Annotated in this window: 16 protein-coding genes and 1 pseudogene; 5 read left to right on the top strand and 12 right to left on the bottom strand. The window is 59.7% G+C overall.

All coding sequences use genetic code 11. The features are described from left to right. Positions 1-152: 152 nt before the first annotated feature. From msrQ to H9642_RS11780, 6 genes are all read right to left on the bottom strand, one after another. Positions 153-785 (bottom strand): protein-methionine-sulfoxide reductase heme-binding subunit MsrQ, encoded by a 633-nt coding sequence (gene msrQ / locus H9642_RS11805; protein WP_251836643.1) that lies wholly within the window; start codon positions 783-785, stop codon positions 153-155. Then, positions 785-1,789, bottom strand: a complete 1,005-nt coding sequence (gene msrP / locus H9642_RS11800) for a protein-methionine-sulfoxide reductase catalytic subunit MsrP (RefSeq protein WP_251836642.1) — start codon at positions 1,787-1,789, stop codon at positions 785-787. Before msrP ends, msrQ begins: the two co-directional genes overlap by 1 nt. 59 nt (positions 1,790-1,848) lie before the next feature. Next, positions 1,849-2,682, bottom strand: a complete 834-nt coding sequence (gene pssA, locus H9642_RS11795; protein ID WP_251836641.1) for a CDP-diacylglycerol--serine O-phosphatidyltransferase — start codon at positions 2,680-2,682, stop codon at positions 1,849-1,851. Between the two features lie 143 nt (positions 2,683-2,825). Next, positions 2,826-3,842: a ketol-acid reductoisomerase gene (ilvC, locus tag H9642_RS11790; RefSeq protein ID WP_251836640.1), complete on the bottom strand. Its 1,017-nt coding sequence runs from the start codon at positions 3,840-3,842 to the stop codon at positions 2,826-2,828. A 45-nt stretch (positions 3,843-3,887) separates the two neighbouring features. Further along, on the bottom strand, positions 3,888-4,379 hold the full coding sequence (gene ilvN / locus H9642_RS11785; protein WP_251836639.1) for an acetolactate synthase small subunit: 492 nt from the start codon (positions 4,377-4,379) through the stop codon (positions 3,888-3,890). A gap of 2 nt (positions 4,380-4,381) precedes the next feature. Next, complete coding sequence (locus H9642_RS11780; protein ID WP_251836638.1) at positions 4,382-6,106, bottom strand: acetolactate synthase 3 large subunit; 1,725 nt, start codon at positions 6,104-6,106, stop codon at positions 4,382-4,384. 403 nt (positions 6,107-6,509) lie between these two features. Between H9642_RS11780 and H9642_RS11775 the strand changes: the two genes are divergently transcribed. Continuing rightward, positions 6,510-6,944: a DUF4124 domain-containing protein gene (locus H9642_RS11775; protein ID WP_251836637.1), complete on the top strand. Its 435-nt coding sequence runs from the start codon at positions 6,510-6,512 to the stop codon at positions 6,942-6,944. A 13-nt stretch (positions 6,945-6,957) separates the two neighbouring features. Here the strand turns inward: H9642_RS11775 and H9642_RS11770 are convergent, their stop codons facing one another. From H9642_RS11770 to mrcB, 3 genes are all read right to left on the bottom strand, one after another. Further along, entirely contained in the window at positions 6,958-7,287 is a 330-nt protein-coding gene (locus tag H9642_RS11770; protein WP_251836636.1) for a YqcC family protein, read from the bottom strand. Further along, complete coding sequence (locus H9642_RS11765; protein ID WP_350027864.1) at positions 7,287-8,012, bottom strand: tetratricopeptide repeat protein; 726 nt, start codon at positions 8,010-8,012, stop codon at positions 7,287-7,289. The genes H9642_RS11770 and H9642_RS11765 overlap by 1 nt, the downstream gene beginning before the upstream one ends. A gap of 204 nt (positions 8,013-8,216) precedes the next feature. Continuing rightward, positions 8,217-10,535 carry a penicillin-binding protein 1B gene (gene mrcB / locus H9642_RS11760; RefSeq protein WP_251836635.1) on the bottom strand — a complete coding sequence of 773 codons (2,319 nt, stop codon included), beginning with the start codon at positions 10,533-10,535 and terminating at the stop codon, positions 8,217-8,219. Between the two features lie 219 nt (positions 10,536-10,754). Between mrcB and H9642_RS11755 the strand changes: the two genes are divergently transcribed. Both H9642_RS11755 and H9642_RS11750 read left to right on the top strand, forming a co-directional pair. Continuing rightward, positions 10,755-12,320, top strand: coding sequence for a bifunctional aminoglycoside phosphotransferase/ATP-binding protein (locus H9642_RS11755; RefSeq protein ID WP_251836634.1), 1,566 nt, complete (start codon positions 10,755-10,757; stop codon positions 12,318-12,320). A 96-nt stretch (positions 12,321-12,416) separates the two neighbouring features. After that, a pseudogene (locus H9642_RS11750) lies at positions 12,417-12,662 on the top strand (TfoX/Sxy family protein); the annotation flags it as partial. Positions 12,663-12,934: 272 nt separating this feature from the next. On the opposite strand, the gene H9642_RS11745 reads toward H9642_RS11750, so the two are convergent. Next, a complete protein-coding gene (locus tag H9642_RS11745) occupies positions 12,935-13,825 on the bottom strand; it encodes a ChaN family lipoprotein (RefSeq protein ID WP_251836633.1) in 891 nt (296 codons plus the stop codon). Between the two features lie 201 nt (positions 13,826-14,026). Here H9642_RS11745 and H9642_RS11740 point away from each other — a divergent pair, with 201 nt between their 5' ends. Then, positions 14,027-14,344, top strand: coding sequence for a Rieske (2Fe-2S) protein (locus tag H9642_RS11740; RefSeq protein WP_251836632.1), 318 nt, complete (start codon positions 14,027-14,029; stop codon positions 14,342-14,344). Positions 14,345-14,365: 21 nt separating this feature from the next. On the opposite strand, the gene sfsA is transcribed toward H9642_RS11740, so the two are convergent. Together sfsA and H9642_RS11730 are read right to left on the bottom strand one after the other, a co-directional pair. After that, entirely contained in the window at positions 14,366-15,073 is a 708-nt protein-coding gene (gene sfsA, locus H9642_RS11735; RefSeq protein WP_251836631.1) for a DNA/RNA nuclease SfsA, read from the bottom strand. Continuing rightward, positions 15,063-16,244: a pyridoxal phosphate-dependent aminotransferase gene (locus H9642_RS11730; RefSeq protein ID WP_251836630.1), complete on the bottom strand. Its 1,182-nt coding sequence runs from the start codon at positions 16,242-16,244 to the stop codon at positions 15,063-15,065. Before H9642_RS11730 ends, sfsA begins: the two co-directional genes overlap by 11 nt. Before the next feature lie 200 nt (positions 16,245-16,444). On the opposite strand from H9642_RS11730, the gene dksA reads away from it, so the two are divergent. Beyond that, entirely contained in the window at positions 16,445-16,894 is a 450-nt protein-coding gene (dksA, locus tag H9642_RS11725; RefSeq protein ID WP_251836629.1) for an RNA polymerase-binding protein DksA, read from the top strand. Positions 16,895-16,934 lie beyond the last annotated feature (40 nt).

The raw sequence follows: 16,934 nt of genomic DNA, 5'->3' as shown, positions 1-16,934 counted from the left end.
GAGCCGCTGTCAACTCCAACCTCGCACCGCCTTCGCTTCGAAAAGCGAAGCTTCCGATACTCTTCAAACCGCTTAACCCGTTGATCTACAAGGAGTTTTCAGTAAGGTCTGCACCGGAAGTGGGGCGCATTATAGGCCGCTGGATTCTGCCGTCAAGGGTTATTTGCAACCTTCCTGGGGCGCCCGCGGCGGCTGGCAGCAACCTGGGCGAACCACCGACTAATTAAAGGAGTACGCATCAACAGCAGACAACCACCAATACCTGCATACAAAGCCCATTGCTGGAGATCCGAGCGTACCACCCAGAGCATATGCAGTAGCGCAAGCACCACCACCAGGTAAACCAATCGGTGCAAGCGCTTCCATCGCTTACCTAAGGTACGCATGCTCCAGCGATTGGAGGTCAGTGCGAGTGGAATCAATCCACTAAAGGCCAGCGCACCTACAAGCACATAGGGCCGATTTGGCAACTCTTTTAACAGCTGCGAAAGATCACCACCCAGGATGAACAAGATAAAAGCGGCGACGTGTAGGCAAGCATAGGCAAAGGCCCACAGACCCAACTGTCGACGTAGCGCCATCCACAACGGCCAACCGGTCAACCGGTTCAAAGGCGTCATGCTCAACGTAAGCAGCAGCAACACCAATGCGCCCTGCCCTAGGTGATCGAGCAGCCACTTCCCTGGATCAGGCCCCAGCGCCATGGCCGAAGCCAGGTACAACCAATAAAGCGGCACTGCAAGGACGACAAGAAAGACGGCCAGCCTTAACAAGGCACGCTTCATCAGTAGTATTTCCGCAAGTCCATGCCTTGATACAACCCAGCCACTTCGTCACCGTATCCATTGAACATCTGGGTTGGCCGGACATTGGGACTGAATAGCGTGTTGGGCAAGCGCCGCTCTTGAGCTTGTGACCAGCGCGGGTGATCGACCTGGGGATTCACATTGGCGTAGAAGCCATATTCGTGTGGAGCGATTTCTACCCAGGTCGTAACGGGCTGCTCAGCTACAAAACTGATCCGCACAATAGACTTGATGCTCTTGAAACCATATTTCCACGGCACGACCAAACGCAGCGGCGCACCGTTCTGGTTCGGCAGCACCCGCCCGTACATGCCGACAGCCATAAGGGCCAATGGATGCTGAGCTTCATCCATACGCAACCCTTCAACGTAGGGCCAATCGATCAGGGAGAAACGAGATTGCGTGCCAGCCATTTCCTCGGGGCGAAGCAACGTTTCGAAGCGAACATAGCGCGCCCTACCAGTGGGCTCTACGCGACGAATCAAATCAACCAGAGGAATCCCCAACCAGGGAATGACCATTGACCAGCCTTCGACACAGCGCAATCGATAGATACGCTCTTCCAGGCGACTTTCAGCACACAGCGCTTGCAAGTCGTAACGGCCTGGCTTGGCTATCTCACCATCGATTAACACGCTCCAGGGCTCGGTAGTCATCGCTCCGGCATGCCGGGACGGATCTTCCTTGCCGGGACCGAATTCGTAGAAGTTGTTGTAATGGGTCGCCGAGGAGAAAGGCGTGACAGTTTCACCCGCCTGAATGGCCTGCCAGTGAGCTTCGTCGATCTTGGCTTGTAGCCAGGCAGCAGAAGTGGCATCCACCACGCCATCGTAGCGTGGCATATCGGCCGCCAACGCAGGGAGGGCAATAGAAGCAGCTCCAGCCAGCGCACCCTGTAGAAGCCGGCGGCGAGACAGGTAAATAGCCTCGGGTGTGACATCCGATTCGCGACAAGCACTCGGACAGGAAGACTTGATCAGCATGGCAGCAACCCCGCAGTCAACTTGGCCATGATGCGCCATGACCGCGGGGTTGAAAACAGTTACTCGTTATTCACTCGGGTGCGCCGACGCAAATGCAACAGGAATTGCACCGGACCGGAAACCGCATACGCCAGGAAGATCAGCAGCAGCACACGCGGCGGATCGCTGAACACCACGGCGAATATCAGCACCACCACCAGGATCGCCACAAAGGGCACGCGTCCCTTCAAATCGAGATCCTTGAAGCTGTAGTACTTGATATTGCTGACCATCAGCACGCCGGCCAAGGCCACCAACAGCGCGAACAGCATCACTACAAACACCGGCAGATCGACGCCATCGACGCCAAAATCCTTGAGTGCCCAGACCGTACCAGCCACCACGCCGGCAGCCGCAGGGCTGGCCAAGCCGACGAACCACTTCTTGTCGACCTTGCCGATCTGCGTATTGAAGCGAGCCAGGCGCAACGCTGCACAGGCGGCATAAATGAACGCCACCGTCAGCCCCACATTATTCAGCTCGGACAGCGCCCAGTTGTAAGCCAATAAGCCCGGCGCCAAGCCGAAAGCGACCATGTCCGACAGCGAGTCGTACTCGGCACCAAAGGCGCTCTGAGTATTGGTCAACCGCGCCACGCGACCATCCAGGCCATCCAGCACCATGGCCACAAAAATAGCGATGGCCGCCACTTCGAACTTGCCGTTCATAGCGCTGACAATCGAGAAGAACCCCGCAAACAGGTTGGCGGTGGTAAACAGGTTGGGCAACAGATAAATACCCCGATGACGGACCTTGCGACCCTCTGCATCCTGCCCTTCTTCGACATGCTCATCGATGGGTAGCAGGCTCTCAGCGGCGGAGTCCTTGTTCGACTCCTCGTGGCTTTCGCTCATGGACGTTACCTTGCAACGGATTCAGAAAATGGAGGCCACATCATACGAAATCGCATGGGCCTAACCGTGGCTTTATACCAGAAGCCTGGTTTGAAACGAAAAAACGCGGCCCTTAGGCCGCGTTTTTTCAGATACCGACGAGCTTAGTTCTTGCTCTTGTCGACGATCTTGTTGGCAGCGATCCACGGCATCATGGCACGCAGCTTCTCACCCACCACTTCGATGCCGTGCGCGGCATTGTTGCGGCGATAGGCAGTCATCGACGGGTAGTTGGTAGCGCCTTCGCTGATGAACATCTTGGCGTATTCGCCGTTCTGGATGCGCTTCAGAGCATTGCGCATGGCAGCGCGGGACTCTTCGTTGATGATTTCCGGACCGGTGACGTACTCACCGTACTCGGCGTTGTTGGAGATCGAGTAGTTCATGTTGGCGATGCCGCCTTCGAACATCAGGTCGACGATCAGTTTCAGCTCATGCAGGCACTCGAAATAGGCCATTTCCGGCGCGTAACCGGCTTCCACCAGCGTATCGAAACCAGCCTTGACTAGCTCGACGGTACCACCGCAAAGAACGGCCTGCTCACCGAACAGGTCGGTTTCAGTTTCGTCCTTGAAGGTGGTTTCGATGATACCGGTACGACCGCCGCCCACGCCCGAGGCGTAGGACAGGGCAATGTTCTTGGCGTTGCCGGAAGCGTCCTGATAAATGGCGATCAGATCAGGGATACCGCCGCCCTTGACGAACTCGGAGCGCACAGTGTGGCCCGGTGCCTTGGGCGCGATCATGATCACGTCCAGGTCAGCACGCGGCACCACCTGGTTGTAGTGGATCGAGAAACCGTGGGCGAAGGCCAGGATGGCGCCTTTCTTCAGATTCGGCTCCAGCTCTTCCTGGTACAGCTTGCCCTGGAATTCGTCCGGGGTCAGGACCATTACCAGGTCAGCAGCAGCAACTGCGGTGGCGACATCAGCCACTTTCAGGCCGTGGGCTTCAGCTTTGGCGACCGACGAAGAACCGGCACGCAGACCGACAGTGACATCTACACCGGAGTCCTTGAGGTTGCACGCATGAGCGTGGCCCTGGGAGCCGTAACCGATGATGGCGACCTTTTTGCCCTGGATGATGGAAAGGTCGCAGTCTTTGTCGTAATAAACTTTCATGGAATTTCCTCGGATAAGTCCGGCCTGAGCGGCCATTTCAAAACGTCAGATACTCAGTACCTTGTCACCACGGGCAATCCCGGTGACACCACTGCGTACGGTTTCCAGAATCGACGTGGTGCCGATGGCCTGGATGAAACTGTCCAGCTTCCCGCTGGTTCCCGCTATCTGAATGGTGTAGACGCTGGTTGTCACATCGACGATCTGCCCACGGAAGATATCGGTCGTACGCTTGACCTCGGCGCGCTGGGCGCCAGTAGCCTTAACCTTGACCAGCATCAGCTCCCGCTCGATATGCGCGCTTTCCGACAGGTCCACCAGCTTTACCACTTCGATCAGCTTGTTGAGGTTTTTAGTGATCTGCTCGATCACGTCCTCCTGCCCGGCGGTGGTCAGCGTCAGACGCGAGAGGCTCGGGTCTTCGGTCGGCGCCACGGTCAGGCTTTCAATGTTGTAGTTGCGCTGAGAGAACAGACCGACCACGCGGGACAATGCGCCCGGTTCGTTTTCCAGCAGCAGGGAAATGATGTGTCGCATGTTCAGGTCCGCTCCGTCTTGCTCAGCCACATGTCACGCATGGCACCACCACCGATCTGCATCGGATACACGTGCTCAGCCGTATCCACCGCGATATCGAGGAACACCAGCCGGTTTTTCAGGGCAAAGGCCTCTTCCATCTTCGGCTTGAGATCCTTGAGGTCGGTGATGCGCATGCCGACATGGCCATAGGCCTCGGCAAGCTTGACGAAATCAGGCAGCGACTCCATGTAGGAATGCGAATAGCGACTGCTGTATTGCATATCCTGCCACTGGCGCACCATGCCCAACGCGCCGTTGTTCAGGTTGACGATTTTTACCGGCAGGTCGTACTGCAGGCAGGTGGACAATTCCTGGATGTTCATCTGGATGCTGCCCTCCCCCGTCACACAGGCGGCGTCCACATCAGGGAAGTTCAACTTGGCACCCATTGCAGCCGGCAAGCCAAAGCCCATGGTGCCAAGACCGCCCGAGTTCAGCCAGCGATTGGGCTTGTCGAACCGGTAGTACTGGGCGGCAAACATCTGGTGCTGGCCAACGTCGGACGAAACAAAAGCATCACCCCGGGTCACTTCGTACAGCGTCTCGATGACCGTTTGCGGCTTGATGATCGAGCCATCGCCCTCATTGTAAGGGAACAGGCGACCACTACCGCGCCACTCATCAATCTGCTTCCACCAACTGGCGACGGCATCCTTGTTCGGCTGCTGACCGATCTCCTTGAGAATCGCGACCATCTCGGTCAGGACACTTTCCACCGGACCAACAATCGGCACATCAGCCTTGATGGTCTTGGAAATGGAGGCCGGATCAATGTCGATGTGAATGATCTTGGCTGTCGGGCAGAACTTGGAGGCACCATTGATGACCCGGTCATCGAAACGTGCACCGACGGCAAGAATCACATCGGCGTGGTGCATCGCCAGGTTGGCGGTGTAGCTGCCATGCATACCCAACATGCCGATGAACTGACGATCGCTGCCCGGATAACCGCCCAACCCCATCAGGGTGTTGGTAACTGGCAGATTTAGCCTTTGGGCCAACTCAGTGAGCGGCGCCGAGGCCCCACCCAGAATCACCCCACCACCGGAATACAGCACCGGCCGCTTGGCTGCCAGCAGCATCTCGGCAGCCTTGCGGATCTGCCCAGAATGTCCACGCACCGCTGGACTGTAGGAACGCAGCTTGGCTTTTTTCGGATAGACGTATTCGTACTTCTCGCCCGGAGCGCCCATGTCCTTGGGGATATCCACGACCACGGGGCCGGGACGTCCGGATTCAGCCAGATAAAAGGCTTTCTTCAGGACATCTGGAATTTCCGAAGGGTGCTTGATGATGAAGCTGTGCTTCACGATCGGCCGGGAGATGCCGACCATATCGGTTTCCTGGAACGCATCGGTGCCGACCATGTGACTGGCGACCTGACCGGAAATCACCACCATCGGAATGGAATCCATATAGGCGGTCGCGATACCGGTAATGGCGTTGGTTGCGCCGGGACCCGAAGTCACCATCACCACACCGGCCTTCCCGGTGGCGCGCGCATAACCGTCGGCCATGTGGGTTGCCGCCTGTTCGTGGCGGACCAGGATGTGGGTTACTTCCTTTTCCTTGAACAGGGCGTCGTAGACATGCAGAAGAGCACCACCTGGGTACCCGTAAATGTATTTGACACCTTCGTCGCGCAAAAAGCGGACGACCATTTCAGCGCCGGATAAAAGCTCCACGTTATTCACCTCTAGAACGCCAGAATGCCACCTTTTGGGCCGGTGGCCTGTTTAGGTCTACTGCCAGCAGAGCATGAGCGACGGTGGTCGCCGACTACGTCAGCATCTACTGAGCAAGCATTGGGAATGTCCCAAAGTGTTGCGGGGCAATCCCACCCAGCGCGAGGTAACGCGTTGCGGGGGTAACTAAGGTCGGCACGGGTAGGCGCCTCATGTCTACTGAGCCAGGGCCAGCTTGCGGCGGACCCTACTTCAGCGAACGCTGAATTGTTGGGATTAGCCGCCTGCAAGTCAAGTCACGCGTGAGGTTTTCTTACTTACGGCTGTGTGATGCGCCACACCCTGAAAGCCCGAGCCTTTTGCTTAAATCGCGCTTCTGAACGACTCGACTCCAGGAATGACCATGCCCCGCCTGCTACTCGCCAGTTTCTTGCTCGCCTTGAGCTCAAGCGCGCTCACCGCACCGATCTTCACCTGGACAGACGAGCGTGGGGTTACCCACTACGGTGCGCAACCTCCGCAAGGACATCCGTCCAGTAGCGTTGCCCTGCGCCATGCTCCCTCCCCCGGCCCCGCGAGCGCACCACGCACGCTCTCCCCTGCCGAGCTTGCCGCTGCCGAGCAACAGGAACTGGATACGCTGGCCAAGCGGGAGCAGGCCACCCGTGAAGCACAGCGGAAACAGCAGTGCAGTCAAATGCGCGGCGCGCTCGCCCAATTGCGCAACTCGCCGCGTATACGCATGGAGATCGACGGGGAACTGCGTCGCTTGAGTGAGGAAGAACGCCAAGCGCAAATCGACAAGACGCGTGAAAACCTTGCCGAACATTGCGATTGAAGTACCGTTCGGCTTAGCGAGCCTTGCCGATCAATTGATCGAAGCGCCCCAGGGCCACGAGCAGCTCTCTGACCTCAAGCGGGCGCTCGCGGTACACCACGTCCGCCATGGCACGGATACCGGATACGCTGGGCAATGCCCCCCCGCCCTCTACCAGCGTCCTCATGCGGGGCAGGAAGATCCACTGCAACCATTGGGCAAAGTCCAAGGTATCGACGCAAAAGGGTTCGCAACTGGCTAATGCCTCGTCACTTGGCGAGTGGGCTGACCACCAGCCGAGCTGCCGCAATTCATGCTCGATGAGCAGCAGTTGATCGGCAATTGCCAAAATTCGCTCGTTCATCAGCTGCTGACCCTTGCCCGCTCACGCGCCTGCGCCGCACCCGCTGGATCACCCTGGCGCTCCCGTGCCTGGGCAATCAGATTCCACAAACTGGCTTGCAGGGCCGGACGGTCAGCCGCATAGGTCAGCGCACGCCGCGCCACTTGCTCGGCTTGCGCAGCATCACCCTGCGCCAGGCGCAGCTCGGCCAGTCGGTAGAGCACTTGAGGTTCGCGCGGAGCAATTCGCTGGGCACGCTCCAGGCTTGACGCCGCGCCATTCAGATCGCCACTTCTTTGCAATTGTTGCGCCGAGGTCAATAACGCCAGCACCGGACCATCAAGCTGTTCATCTGCGGCCAGCCCCCCGCTGCGAGCACTGGGAATGCCACTGGGCGTCGCTGGCTGCGCAGGAGATGAGGTAATGGGCGGCGAATAAGTGCCGCTGACAATGGGTTCTGTGCCGAACTCCAGAGACGGCGAGGCCTGAGCCGGGAAACTTTGACTCTCCATCGGTACCGATCCGCTGGCACCGTCGGGCACCATGACCACGACACCCGCATCTTGCTCTGCCACAGCAGGGCTTGGTATTGCCTGCTGCGCCGGGGTAGCGGGCCGGCCGCCCATCCAGACCTGTTCTTCCCTGACCGAAGCACCGTTATCCACAACCGGAACCGAACCTTGCGGGTTACTGGCGCATCCCGACAGCGTCGCCAGCATCGCTATTGCCACTAACCATTTGTTCACATCACACCCCTGAATCAGCAGGAGGTTGAAAACCACCTGCGTTGGCAATACGTCGTTAAGAACTGAGCAAGCTTTTAGCGCTCGCGAAAACACAGCCAAGGCTGTAGCAGCCAGCGCGTGGCGAGACTCGCCAGCCTTCGACTGCAACGGCCCATGGTCGCTGCGTTTCGTCTTGCCTGTCCCGCCTAGGTTTAAAATTGCCTGCTAATCCAGCCAGCCACGGACCCAGTCCATCACCGACTCGGCCGGCGGAAAGCCGCAAGAGGCACCCGGTAGTGGCTCGCTGCCGCGAATATACGGCATCTGCACCGCGTTCGGACAATGCTCAGCGGAGCCTTGCCCGGTCTGCGCATCCACCCAAGCTTGGACGATATTTTCTGGCTGCGGCGTCTCCAGCGACATAGGGTCAGCCTTGGACATGAAGCTTGCCCACACTTGCAAGGCACCGCTGGCACCGGTCAGGGGCGTCGTCCCATTGTCGTCGCGGCCCATCCATACGACCGCCAGCAAGTCCTGGCTGAACCCGGCAAACCAGCTGTCACGCGAATCGTTGCTGGTGCCGGTCTTGCCCGCCACCGCCAGCGAACCCGGCAATTGGTTATAGACCGAGCTGCCGGTACCTTCTCGCATCACGCGCTGCATGGCATTTTGCACCAGATAAATAGCGCCCGGATCAAAACGCTGCTGAATCTGGAACGGGTAGCGCTTGAGCGGATCACCGTTGGCATCCAGCACGCTACGAATCGAGCGCAACGGGGTATTGAAGCCGCCATTGGCCAAGGTTTGATACATGCCCGCCACTTCCATTGGGCTCAAGCTTCCCGCCCCGAGCAGCATCGATGGATACGCCGGCCACTTGCGCGTCACCCCCAGGCGCTCGAGGGTCTTCAGTACATTGGGCACGCCCACTTCCAGGCCCAGCCGAGCGGTGGCCAGGTTGTAGGACTTGGCCAGGCCCTGATAGAGATAAATGGTGCCGTGGGACTTGCGATCGTAGTTTTGCGGTTTCCAGACCTGCCCGTCCTGGCCTGTCACTGAGAAAGACTCATCGTCGATCAGACTGGTCAGGGTGTACTGGCTGGGTCGCTCCAGAGCGGTGAGATAAACCGCGGGCTTGACCAGCGAACCTATTGGTCGCACCGCATCCAGAGCGCGGTTGTAACCCGCGAAACGCGGCTGACGGCTACTGATCAGTGCTTGCAGCTCACCGGTTTCCGGGTTGGTGACCACCATCGCCGCCTCGACATCATCGATGCCCTTGCGGTTGCCTAGACGTTTGAAGGTCTCGGCTAGCGACTCTTCGGCCTTGAGCTGCACCAGCGGATCGAAGCTGGTGAAGATGCGCAGACCTTCCTCGGTCAGGTCCTGCTCGTGGTAATCCTCACGCAACTGACGTTTGACCAGGTCGAGAAAGCCCGGATAGGAGCTATCGGCCAGGCTTCCGCGCCGGGTCACGCCCAGCGGCTGCTGCTTGGCCTTGACGATCAGTTCGGCATCGACCGAGCCCTGCTCGGCCAACAGGTCGAGCACCAGGTTGCGCCGGGCCAGCGCCCGTTCGGGCTGGCGGCGCGGATTGTAATAGGTCGGCCCTTTTACCATGCCGACCAGCAGGGCAACCTGATGCAATTTCAATTCAGAAAGAGGCTGACTGAAGAAGTACTGACTGGCCAGGCCGAAACCATGCACGGCGCGCTGGCCGTCCTGACCGAGAAACACCTCATTGAGGTAGGCCTCGAGAATCTCGCGCTTGTCGTAATGCAACTCCAGCAATAACGCCATCATTGCTTCGGTGGCCTTGCGGCTGAGGCTGCGCTCGTTGGTCAGAAAGAAGTTCTTCACCAACTGCTGGGTCAACGTACTGCCGCCCTGACGCACCGCGCCGGCAGTGGTATTGACCCAAAAGGCCCGCGCAATCGACTTGGGCGATACGCCAAAGTGGTCGAAATAATCACGGTCTTCAACCGCGACCAGAGCGTCGACCAGATACGGCGGCACTTGATCAATCTGAATCAGGATGCGGTCTTCCTGATGGGCCGGATACAGTCCGCCGATCATCAAGGGTTCCAGGCGCACGACAGGCAAATCGCCGCCGCTGGCCAGCGTCATGCTGGCAATGTGTTCACCCGAAAAACGTACCCGAATATGTTGGGCAGCCTCAGCCCCCTCATAAAACTGGAAGCCTCGGGTGTTGAGCTCAACAGTATTACCGGCCACCGAGACAACACCCGGCCCGTGGACACTTTTATCGCGGCGATAACCGAGCGCATCGAGCTCCTTGAGGAAATCGGCCTGGCTCAGCTTTAGCCCACTGAACAGCTCCAATGGCCGCGCATACACCTTGGCGGGTACAGTCCAGCGCTTGCCGGAGAACTTCTCCTGCACCACGGCATCCAGGTAAATCGTAAAGGCGGCAAGAATGACCAGGCCAACCAGGCCCAGCTTGACAGCCCAACCGAGCCAGGGGCGTTTGCCACCGGAACGACGTTGTTGGGCACGAGGACGAGAAGTTCGGGAACGGTTCATGGCGGCGAATTATACGCACTTAATCCACAGCGCAAAGGCGAGCCATCGGCCCGCGCTGTGGATAAGTCAAAGGTAGGGTTGATCAACCGGAAGCGATCATCAAGGCTGAGAGCTTCCAACGGCGCTGCTATGACGCTGGAAACACCACGGAGTTTCCTCGATCGTGCCGGCACGTTCATAATGCCGCCCTTTTCCCTAGTTGCAACGCAAGGACTGACCGTGAGCCAAGCCCTGATCACCGCCCTGCAGAACCCCGCCCTCTATCCGCACCCGGTGGATGGCTTCCAGGTTATCGAGACGCATATCTCCTGGGTTCTGCTCACCGGCCCGTTCGCCTATAAAATCAAGAAGCCGGTAAATTTCGGCTTCCTGGATTTCACTAGCCTGCAAGCCCGGCAACACTTTTGCCATGAGGAGTTGCGCTTGAACCAGCGCCTGGCGCCCGATCTGTATCTACAGGTGTTGCCGATCAGCGGCAGCGTGGAGGCACCGCAGCTCGGTAACACTACCGCCCCGGCATTCGAATATGCGCTGCAAATGCGCCAGTTCCCGCAAAGCCAACTGCTGGGCGAAATGCATGCTCGGGGAGAGCTCGGCAGCGCGCACATTGATGATCTGGCCGAACAAATCGCCCAGTTCCACCAGCACGCCCCGCAAGTGCCGGCCAGCCATGTGCTGGGCACCCCGGATGCGGTCATGGAACCGGTGCTGCAGAATTTCGAACAGATCCGCCCACTGCTCGACGATGCGGCAGACCTGCACCAACTCGAGGCCCTGGAACAATGGGCGCACTGCAGCTTCACGCGCCTGCGGCCGCTGCTGGCCGAACGCAAGGCGCAGGGCTTCATCCGCGAATGCCATGGTGACATTCACCTGGGCAATGCCACCTTGCTCGACGGCCGGGTGGCCTTGTTCGACTGCATCGAATTCAATGAGCCATTCCGCCTGATCGACGTCATTTCGGACTCCGCATTCCTGGCCATGGACCTGGAAGCACGCGGGCTCAAGTCGCTGGCCCGACGCTTCGTCAACCGCTGGCTGGAGTTGACCGGCGATTACGCAGCCCTTGATCTGCTTAATTTCTACAAGGCCTACCGCGCCCTGGTGCGCGCCAAGGTCAGCCTGTTTGGCCTCGCACATGCACAGGATGACGAGCAACGGGACGCCATCCTTGCCGAATATCGCCGCTATGCAGCGTTGGCGGAAGATTACAGCGCCATTCCTTCACGCTTTCTGGCCATTACCCATGGCGTCTCTGCCGTGGGTAAAAGCCATGTATCGATGCGCCTGGTCGAGGAACTCGGCGCCATCCGCCTGCGTTCCGATATTGAGCGCAAGCGGCTGTTCGGGGAGCAAGGGCAGGCTGACCAGGGGCAGCTGAATGCCGGCATCTATGGCAAAGACGCCAGTCTCGCAACTTACCTGCGCCTGCACGAGCTTGCCGGCGCGGCCTTGCGGGCGGGTTTTCCCGTCGTGCTGGACGCCACCTACCTCAAGCTTGAGCAGCGCAGTGCCGCCTGCCGGGTGGCCGAAGCTTGTGGTGTGCCCTTCCTGATTCTCGATTGTCAGGCTCCCGATGCGTTACTGGCCAGCCGCCTGCAATCGCGCCAGCAAGAAGCCCAGGATCCGTCCGATGCCACCCTCGCGGTCGTCCAGGCGCAGCAGGCCAGCCGTGATCCTCTGAGCGAGGCGGAGCAGCCCAATCGCCGCCTGATCGACACGCAGGACGACCAGAGCCTGGATGCGCTGATCGGCGCCTTGCGCCAGCATTTGCCGGGACTCTGATCCGGACGCGGGCGGTCACCGCCCGCAGGCCCCCTGCAACCCTCGCTAACGCCGCTACACTTGCCGGAAGCTTTCCGCACTCGGCAAGGAGGCACGATGAACGATGAATTGCAGCGGCTGAAAAACCTCGGCAAGACGTCGGCGCAATGGCTGCATGCCGCCGGCATTCACAATGCAGAGGATCTGCGCCGCCTGGGCGCGGTAGAGGCCTATCGGGCTGTCCGTGCCCGAGGATTTCGGGCTTCACGGGTCCTGCTGTATGCCATTGAGGGTGCGCTGCTGGATATTCACTGGAACAAGCTGCCCAGTGAACACAAGGCCGCTCTCAACCATCAGCTGGAAAACCCCTCGCACCAGCACACACGCACATCCGCCAGCACTGGGTCAGCAACCACAGGAATCTCAGCAGAACAGAAAAACGCCGACGGATGCAGTTGACTCTCAAATGATAATGTTTATTATTACCAGTAACTGATCGCGAGATCAGCCGGTAAGCTGAGAGCACAAGCGGGCTCTTCAGACTATCTCCTCATCAGGCTAATCACGGTTTTGACCCGGCTCTTGCCGGGTCTTTTTTTTGCCGGCGAGATCAGGATGCCTCGAGCCGGGGTTGACTAACGGCTTGTCTGGCGCAGCTGCACACAGTGGTCCTGTTCCGGCTGGGCCGGGGTGTACCAGACGTAATCCGCTTGCTGCGCCGTCAGACGCTCACCCACTTCGGCCAGAATCAACACTCGCGTTGCGCCCTGCGCGTCCAGGTCGTCCAGATGCAGAGGAATCCCCAGATCGCGTCGCACATGAAAGCTGCCGGCCAACAGCAAAGCCGGCTGCGGCGCCGCCAGCAGACGGTCGGCCATACGTCGATCGCGTTGTTGCTGTACGGCGACCATGGCGGGTAATTGCGCTTCGGGAAGCAAATCACAGTGCGAACGGCGTACCTGCGCCAGTAACGCCTCGCGCACAGACGGCGCGGTCGACCGGACACCGCTCAGCGGTGGCGCAGCTCCGGTATAGATGGACATCACCTCCGAGCGGTCCAGATTGGCGGCCAACACCGGATAAGACTGCTGCAGGGCATAGCTCACCACCTCGCCATAAAGCGCCCAAGGCCAGCCCTTTTCCCATTCGAGCGCTGCGGGCAAATCGCTCGGCAACCGGCCTTGCGCCTGCATCTCACGCACCCCATCAACTTTGGCCTGTTGCGCTGGAACCAGCATTTCCAGCAACAGGCTGCCCTGCCGGCGCTGCATTGCCAACGCCTGCACCAACCAGAGCTGCAAGGTATGGTGATCGGGATTATCGTGACGTTCGCCAATCAATACCCGATCGGCGCTCGCCAGTTGGCCGACCAGTTGCTCGGGGCTCAAGCGCTCGCCGCTGCGCAGGTCGAGGATTATCCCCAGCTCGGAATGCTCGCGCCCTTCCGGGCTCTGCCATTCGGGCAGCGACGGCAGCGACTGACAGGCAGTGAGCAGCGCCATGGCCAACATCAACAGGATACGCATGAGAACTCCTTTCTGAAGACGACGGCGGAGTCCATCCACCATGACCAAACACCCCCGCGGTATCGTGGATCGACGCTCCGTAGGATACAGACCGTTTCGACTGACAAAGAGTAACGTGCGAAAGCACCAATGAAAGCCAGGCACACTGGCCGCACGATCCGCCTCAGCAGATAATCGCCGGCCCTGCCGTTGGAGATTCTTATGTTGTATCTATGCGCCAGCCACGAACTGCCTGAAGGCCAAAGCCGGGGTTTTACCCTCACCCAGCTGAAACTGCTGGTGGTGCGCCGCGCAGGACAGGTGTACGCCTACGAAAATCGCTGCCCGCACCGCGGCATTCCGCTGGAATGGCAAGCCGACCAGTTCCTCGATGAGAGCGGCAGCCTGATCCAGTGCGCCACCCATGGCGCTCTGTTCCTGATCGAATCGGGCGAATGCGTCTCGGGACCTTGCGCCGGCCAGGAACTCTCGCTGATTCCCTGCCGCGAAGACGATCGGGGGATCTGGGTCGATCCCTAAGGCCGCCAAACCCTGGCTCACTTACAGGTGCACCGGCAAAGGATGCGTCAGCTGAATGCCTTGCGGCGACAACGTCGTCCCATACGCCAGGACTTCAACGCCATCGTTGACTGCCTGCCGCAGCGCCTCGGCGTAGGCCGGGTCGATTTCGCCAGCCGGGCGCACTGCATCGATGCCGGAGAGGTTCACGCAATACAGCTGCACGGCTCGAATGCCGTCGCGCGCCAGTGCAGCCAGCTCGCGCAGGTGTTTGGCGCCACGCTGGGTCTGCGCATCGGGAAAGGCGGCGACCTGCGTGTCGGCAAAACCCAGCGTGACGCTCTTCACCTCGACGAACGCAGGTCCTGCGGCATAGTCGAGGCGAAAATCCACTCGGCTGTTCTCGACGCCATAGCCCACTTCACGCTTGAGCGCGTCGAACCCGGCCAGTTCGGTGATGACGCCCCCACGCAACGCCTCCTCCACCAGCGCATTGGCACGCGCCGTGTTGACGCAGGCAAGTCGACCTTGGGGCGTTTCGCTCAATTCCCAGGTGCCCGGCAGCTTGCGCTTTGGATCATTGGAGCGACTGAACCAGACCCGCCCACCCGGCTCCATGCAATTGAGCATTGAGCCGGTGTTGGGGCAATGAATGCACAGCTCTTCACCCGCCTCGGTGCGGATGTCGGCAAGAAAGCGTTTGTAGCGGCGCAGCAGGCGCGCCTCTTCAAGGGGCGGATCAAAGCGCATCGGGTTGCCAGCTCTTGATACCGCGAGCAATGCGCTCGACGGCCTGCTCCAGGCGCGGCAGGCTTTGCGTGTAGGAAAACCGCACATGGCGGCTGGCCAGATGACGACCAAAATCAATTCCCGGCGTCACCGCCACATACTCGGTTTCGATCAGGTGCTGGCAGAAGTCGTAGGCGTTGCCGCCAAAGGCCGACATGTCCGCATAGAGATAGAAGGCACCCTCCGGCTCGACATCAATCTTGAAGCCCAAATCGCGCAAGGCCGGCAGCAGGTAATCGCGGCGCCGTGCAAATTCGCCGCGCCGCGCTTCGAGAATGTCCAGCGTCGCTGGCTCGAAACAGGCCAGAGCCGCGTACTGGGACATCGACGGCGCGCTGATGTAGAGGTTTTGCGCCAGTTTTTCCAGGTCGGCCACGGCATTTTCCGGCGCCACCAGCCAACCCAGACGCCAGCCGGTCATGCCGAAGTACTTGGAGAAGCTGTTCAGCACGAAGGCATCGTTATCCACTTCCAGCACGCTGGGCGCATCCATGCCATAGGTCAGCCCGTGGTAGATCTCATCCACCACCAGATGCCCACCCTTGTTTCTGAGCGACGCCGACAGCGCGCTCAGTTCGTCGCGGTGCAGCACCGTGCCGGTGGGGTTGGCCGGCGAGGCGACCAGGGCACCGACACTGTCGGTATTCCAGAAACGATCCACCAGATCCGCGGTCAGTTGATAACGTTCCTGTGGACCGACCGGCACGAGTTGCGCGTCGCCCTCCACCAGGCGTAAAAAGTGTCGGTTGCACGGATAGCCCGGATCAGCCAGCAGCCAGTGCTTGCCGGGGTCGACCAAGAGGCTGCTGGCCAGCAGCAAGGCGCCGGAACCGCCGGGTGTTATCAGGATGCGGGCGGGGTCGATATCCAGGCTGTAGCGTTGGGCGTAGAAGCCGGCAATCGCCTCGCGCAGCTGTGGCAGCCCGCGCGCCGAGGTGTAGCGCGTCTGCCCGGCGCCGAGCGCGGCCTGGCCAGCGGCGACGATCGGCGCGGCCGTGGTGAAGTCCGGCTCGCCGATTTCCAAATGAATGACGTCATGCCCGGCGGCCTGCAACGCGTTGGCACGGGCAAGCAAGGCCATGACATGAAAGGGTTCGATCGCGCGGCTGCGTGCGCTGAAGGAGCTGACCATAGAAAAGACACCTACTCTGGGCGCAAAAAGGGGATTCTACCCAACCGGCGCAGTAACGGGCACTCGGCAATGGGCGTGGGAGTAGCGCAGCCCGAACCGATCTGGTAAGTTCGCCCGCTTGCAACGCGCGGGGCCGGAGATCACTTCGGGAAAGGACACTACCTGCGTAGTGAATTTGAGAGAGCGAGAGGCGGACATCCATGCCCACCAAAGCAAAAGCCAAAGAACAGAACAGCCAGTTGAACCGTGGCTTCGTGCCCTATAAAGAGGGTAAGGGTGAGGAGTACATGAGCGATGAAATGCGCGCGCATTTCACTGCCATCCTCAACAAGTGGAAAATGGAGCTGATGCAGGAAGTGGATCGCACCGTGACCCACATGCAGGACGAAGCCGCCAATTTCCCCGACCCCGCAGACCGCGCCAGCCAGGAAGAAGAGTTCAGCCTGGAGCTGCGCACCCGCGATCGTGAGCGCAAGCTGATCAAGAAGATCGACGAAACCCTCGTCCTGATCGAGGACAATGAATATGGCTGGTGCGACTCCTGCGGCGTGGAGATTGGTATTCGCCGCCTGGAAGCCCGCCCCACCGCCACGCTGTGCATCGATTGCAAGACTCTGGCGGAAATCAAGGAAAAGCAGATCGGTTCCTGATCTGCACATCGGGGCGCTTCGGCGCCCCGTTTGATTTGTA

It is taken from the genome of Serpens gallinarum (assembly GCF_014836765.1).
Classification (GTDB): Bacteria; Pseudomonadota; Gammaproteobacteria; order Pseudomonadales; family Pseudomonadaceae; genus Serpens; species Serpens gallinarum.
This window is presented reverse-complemented; position numbering and strand designations above follow the sequence as displayed.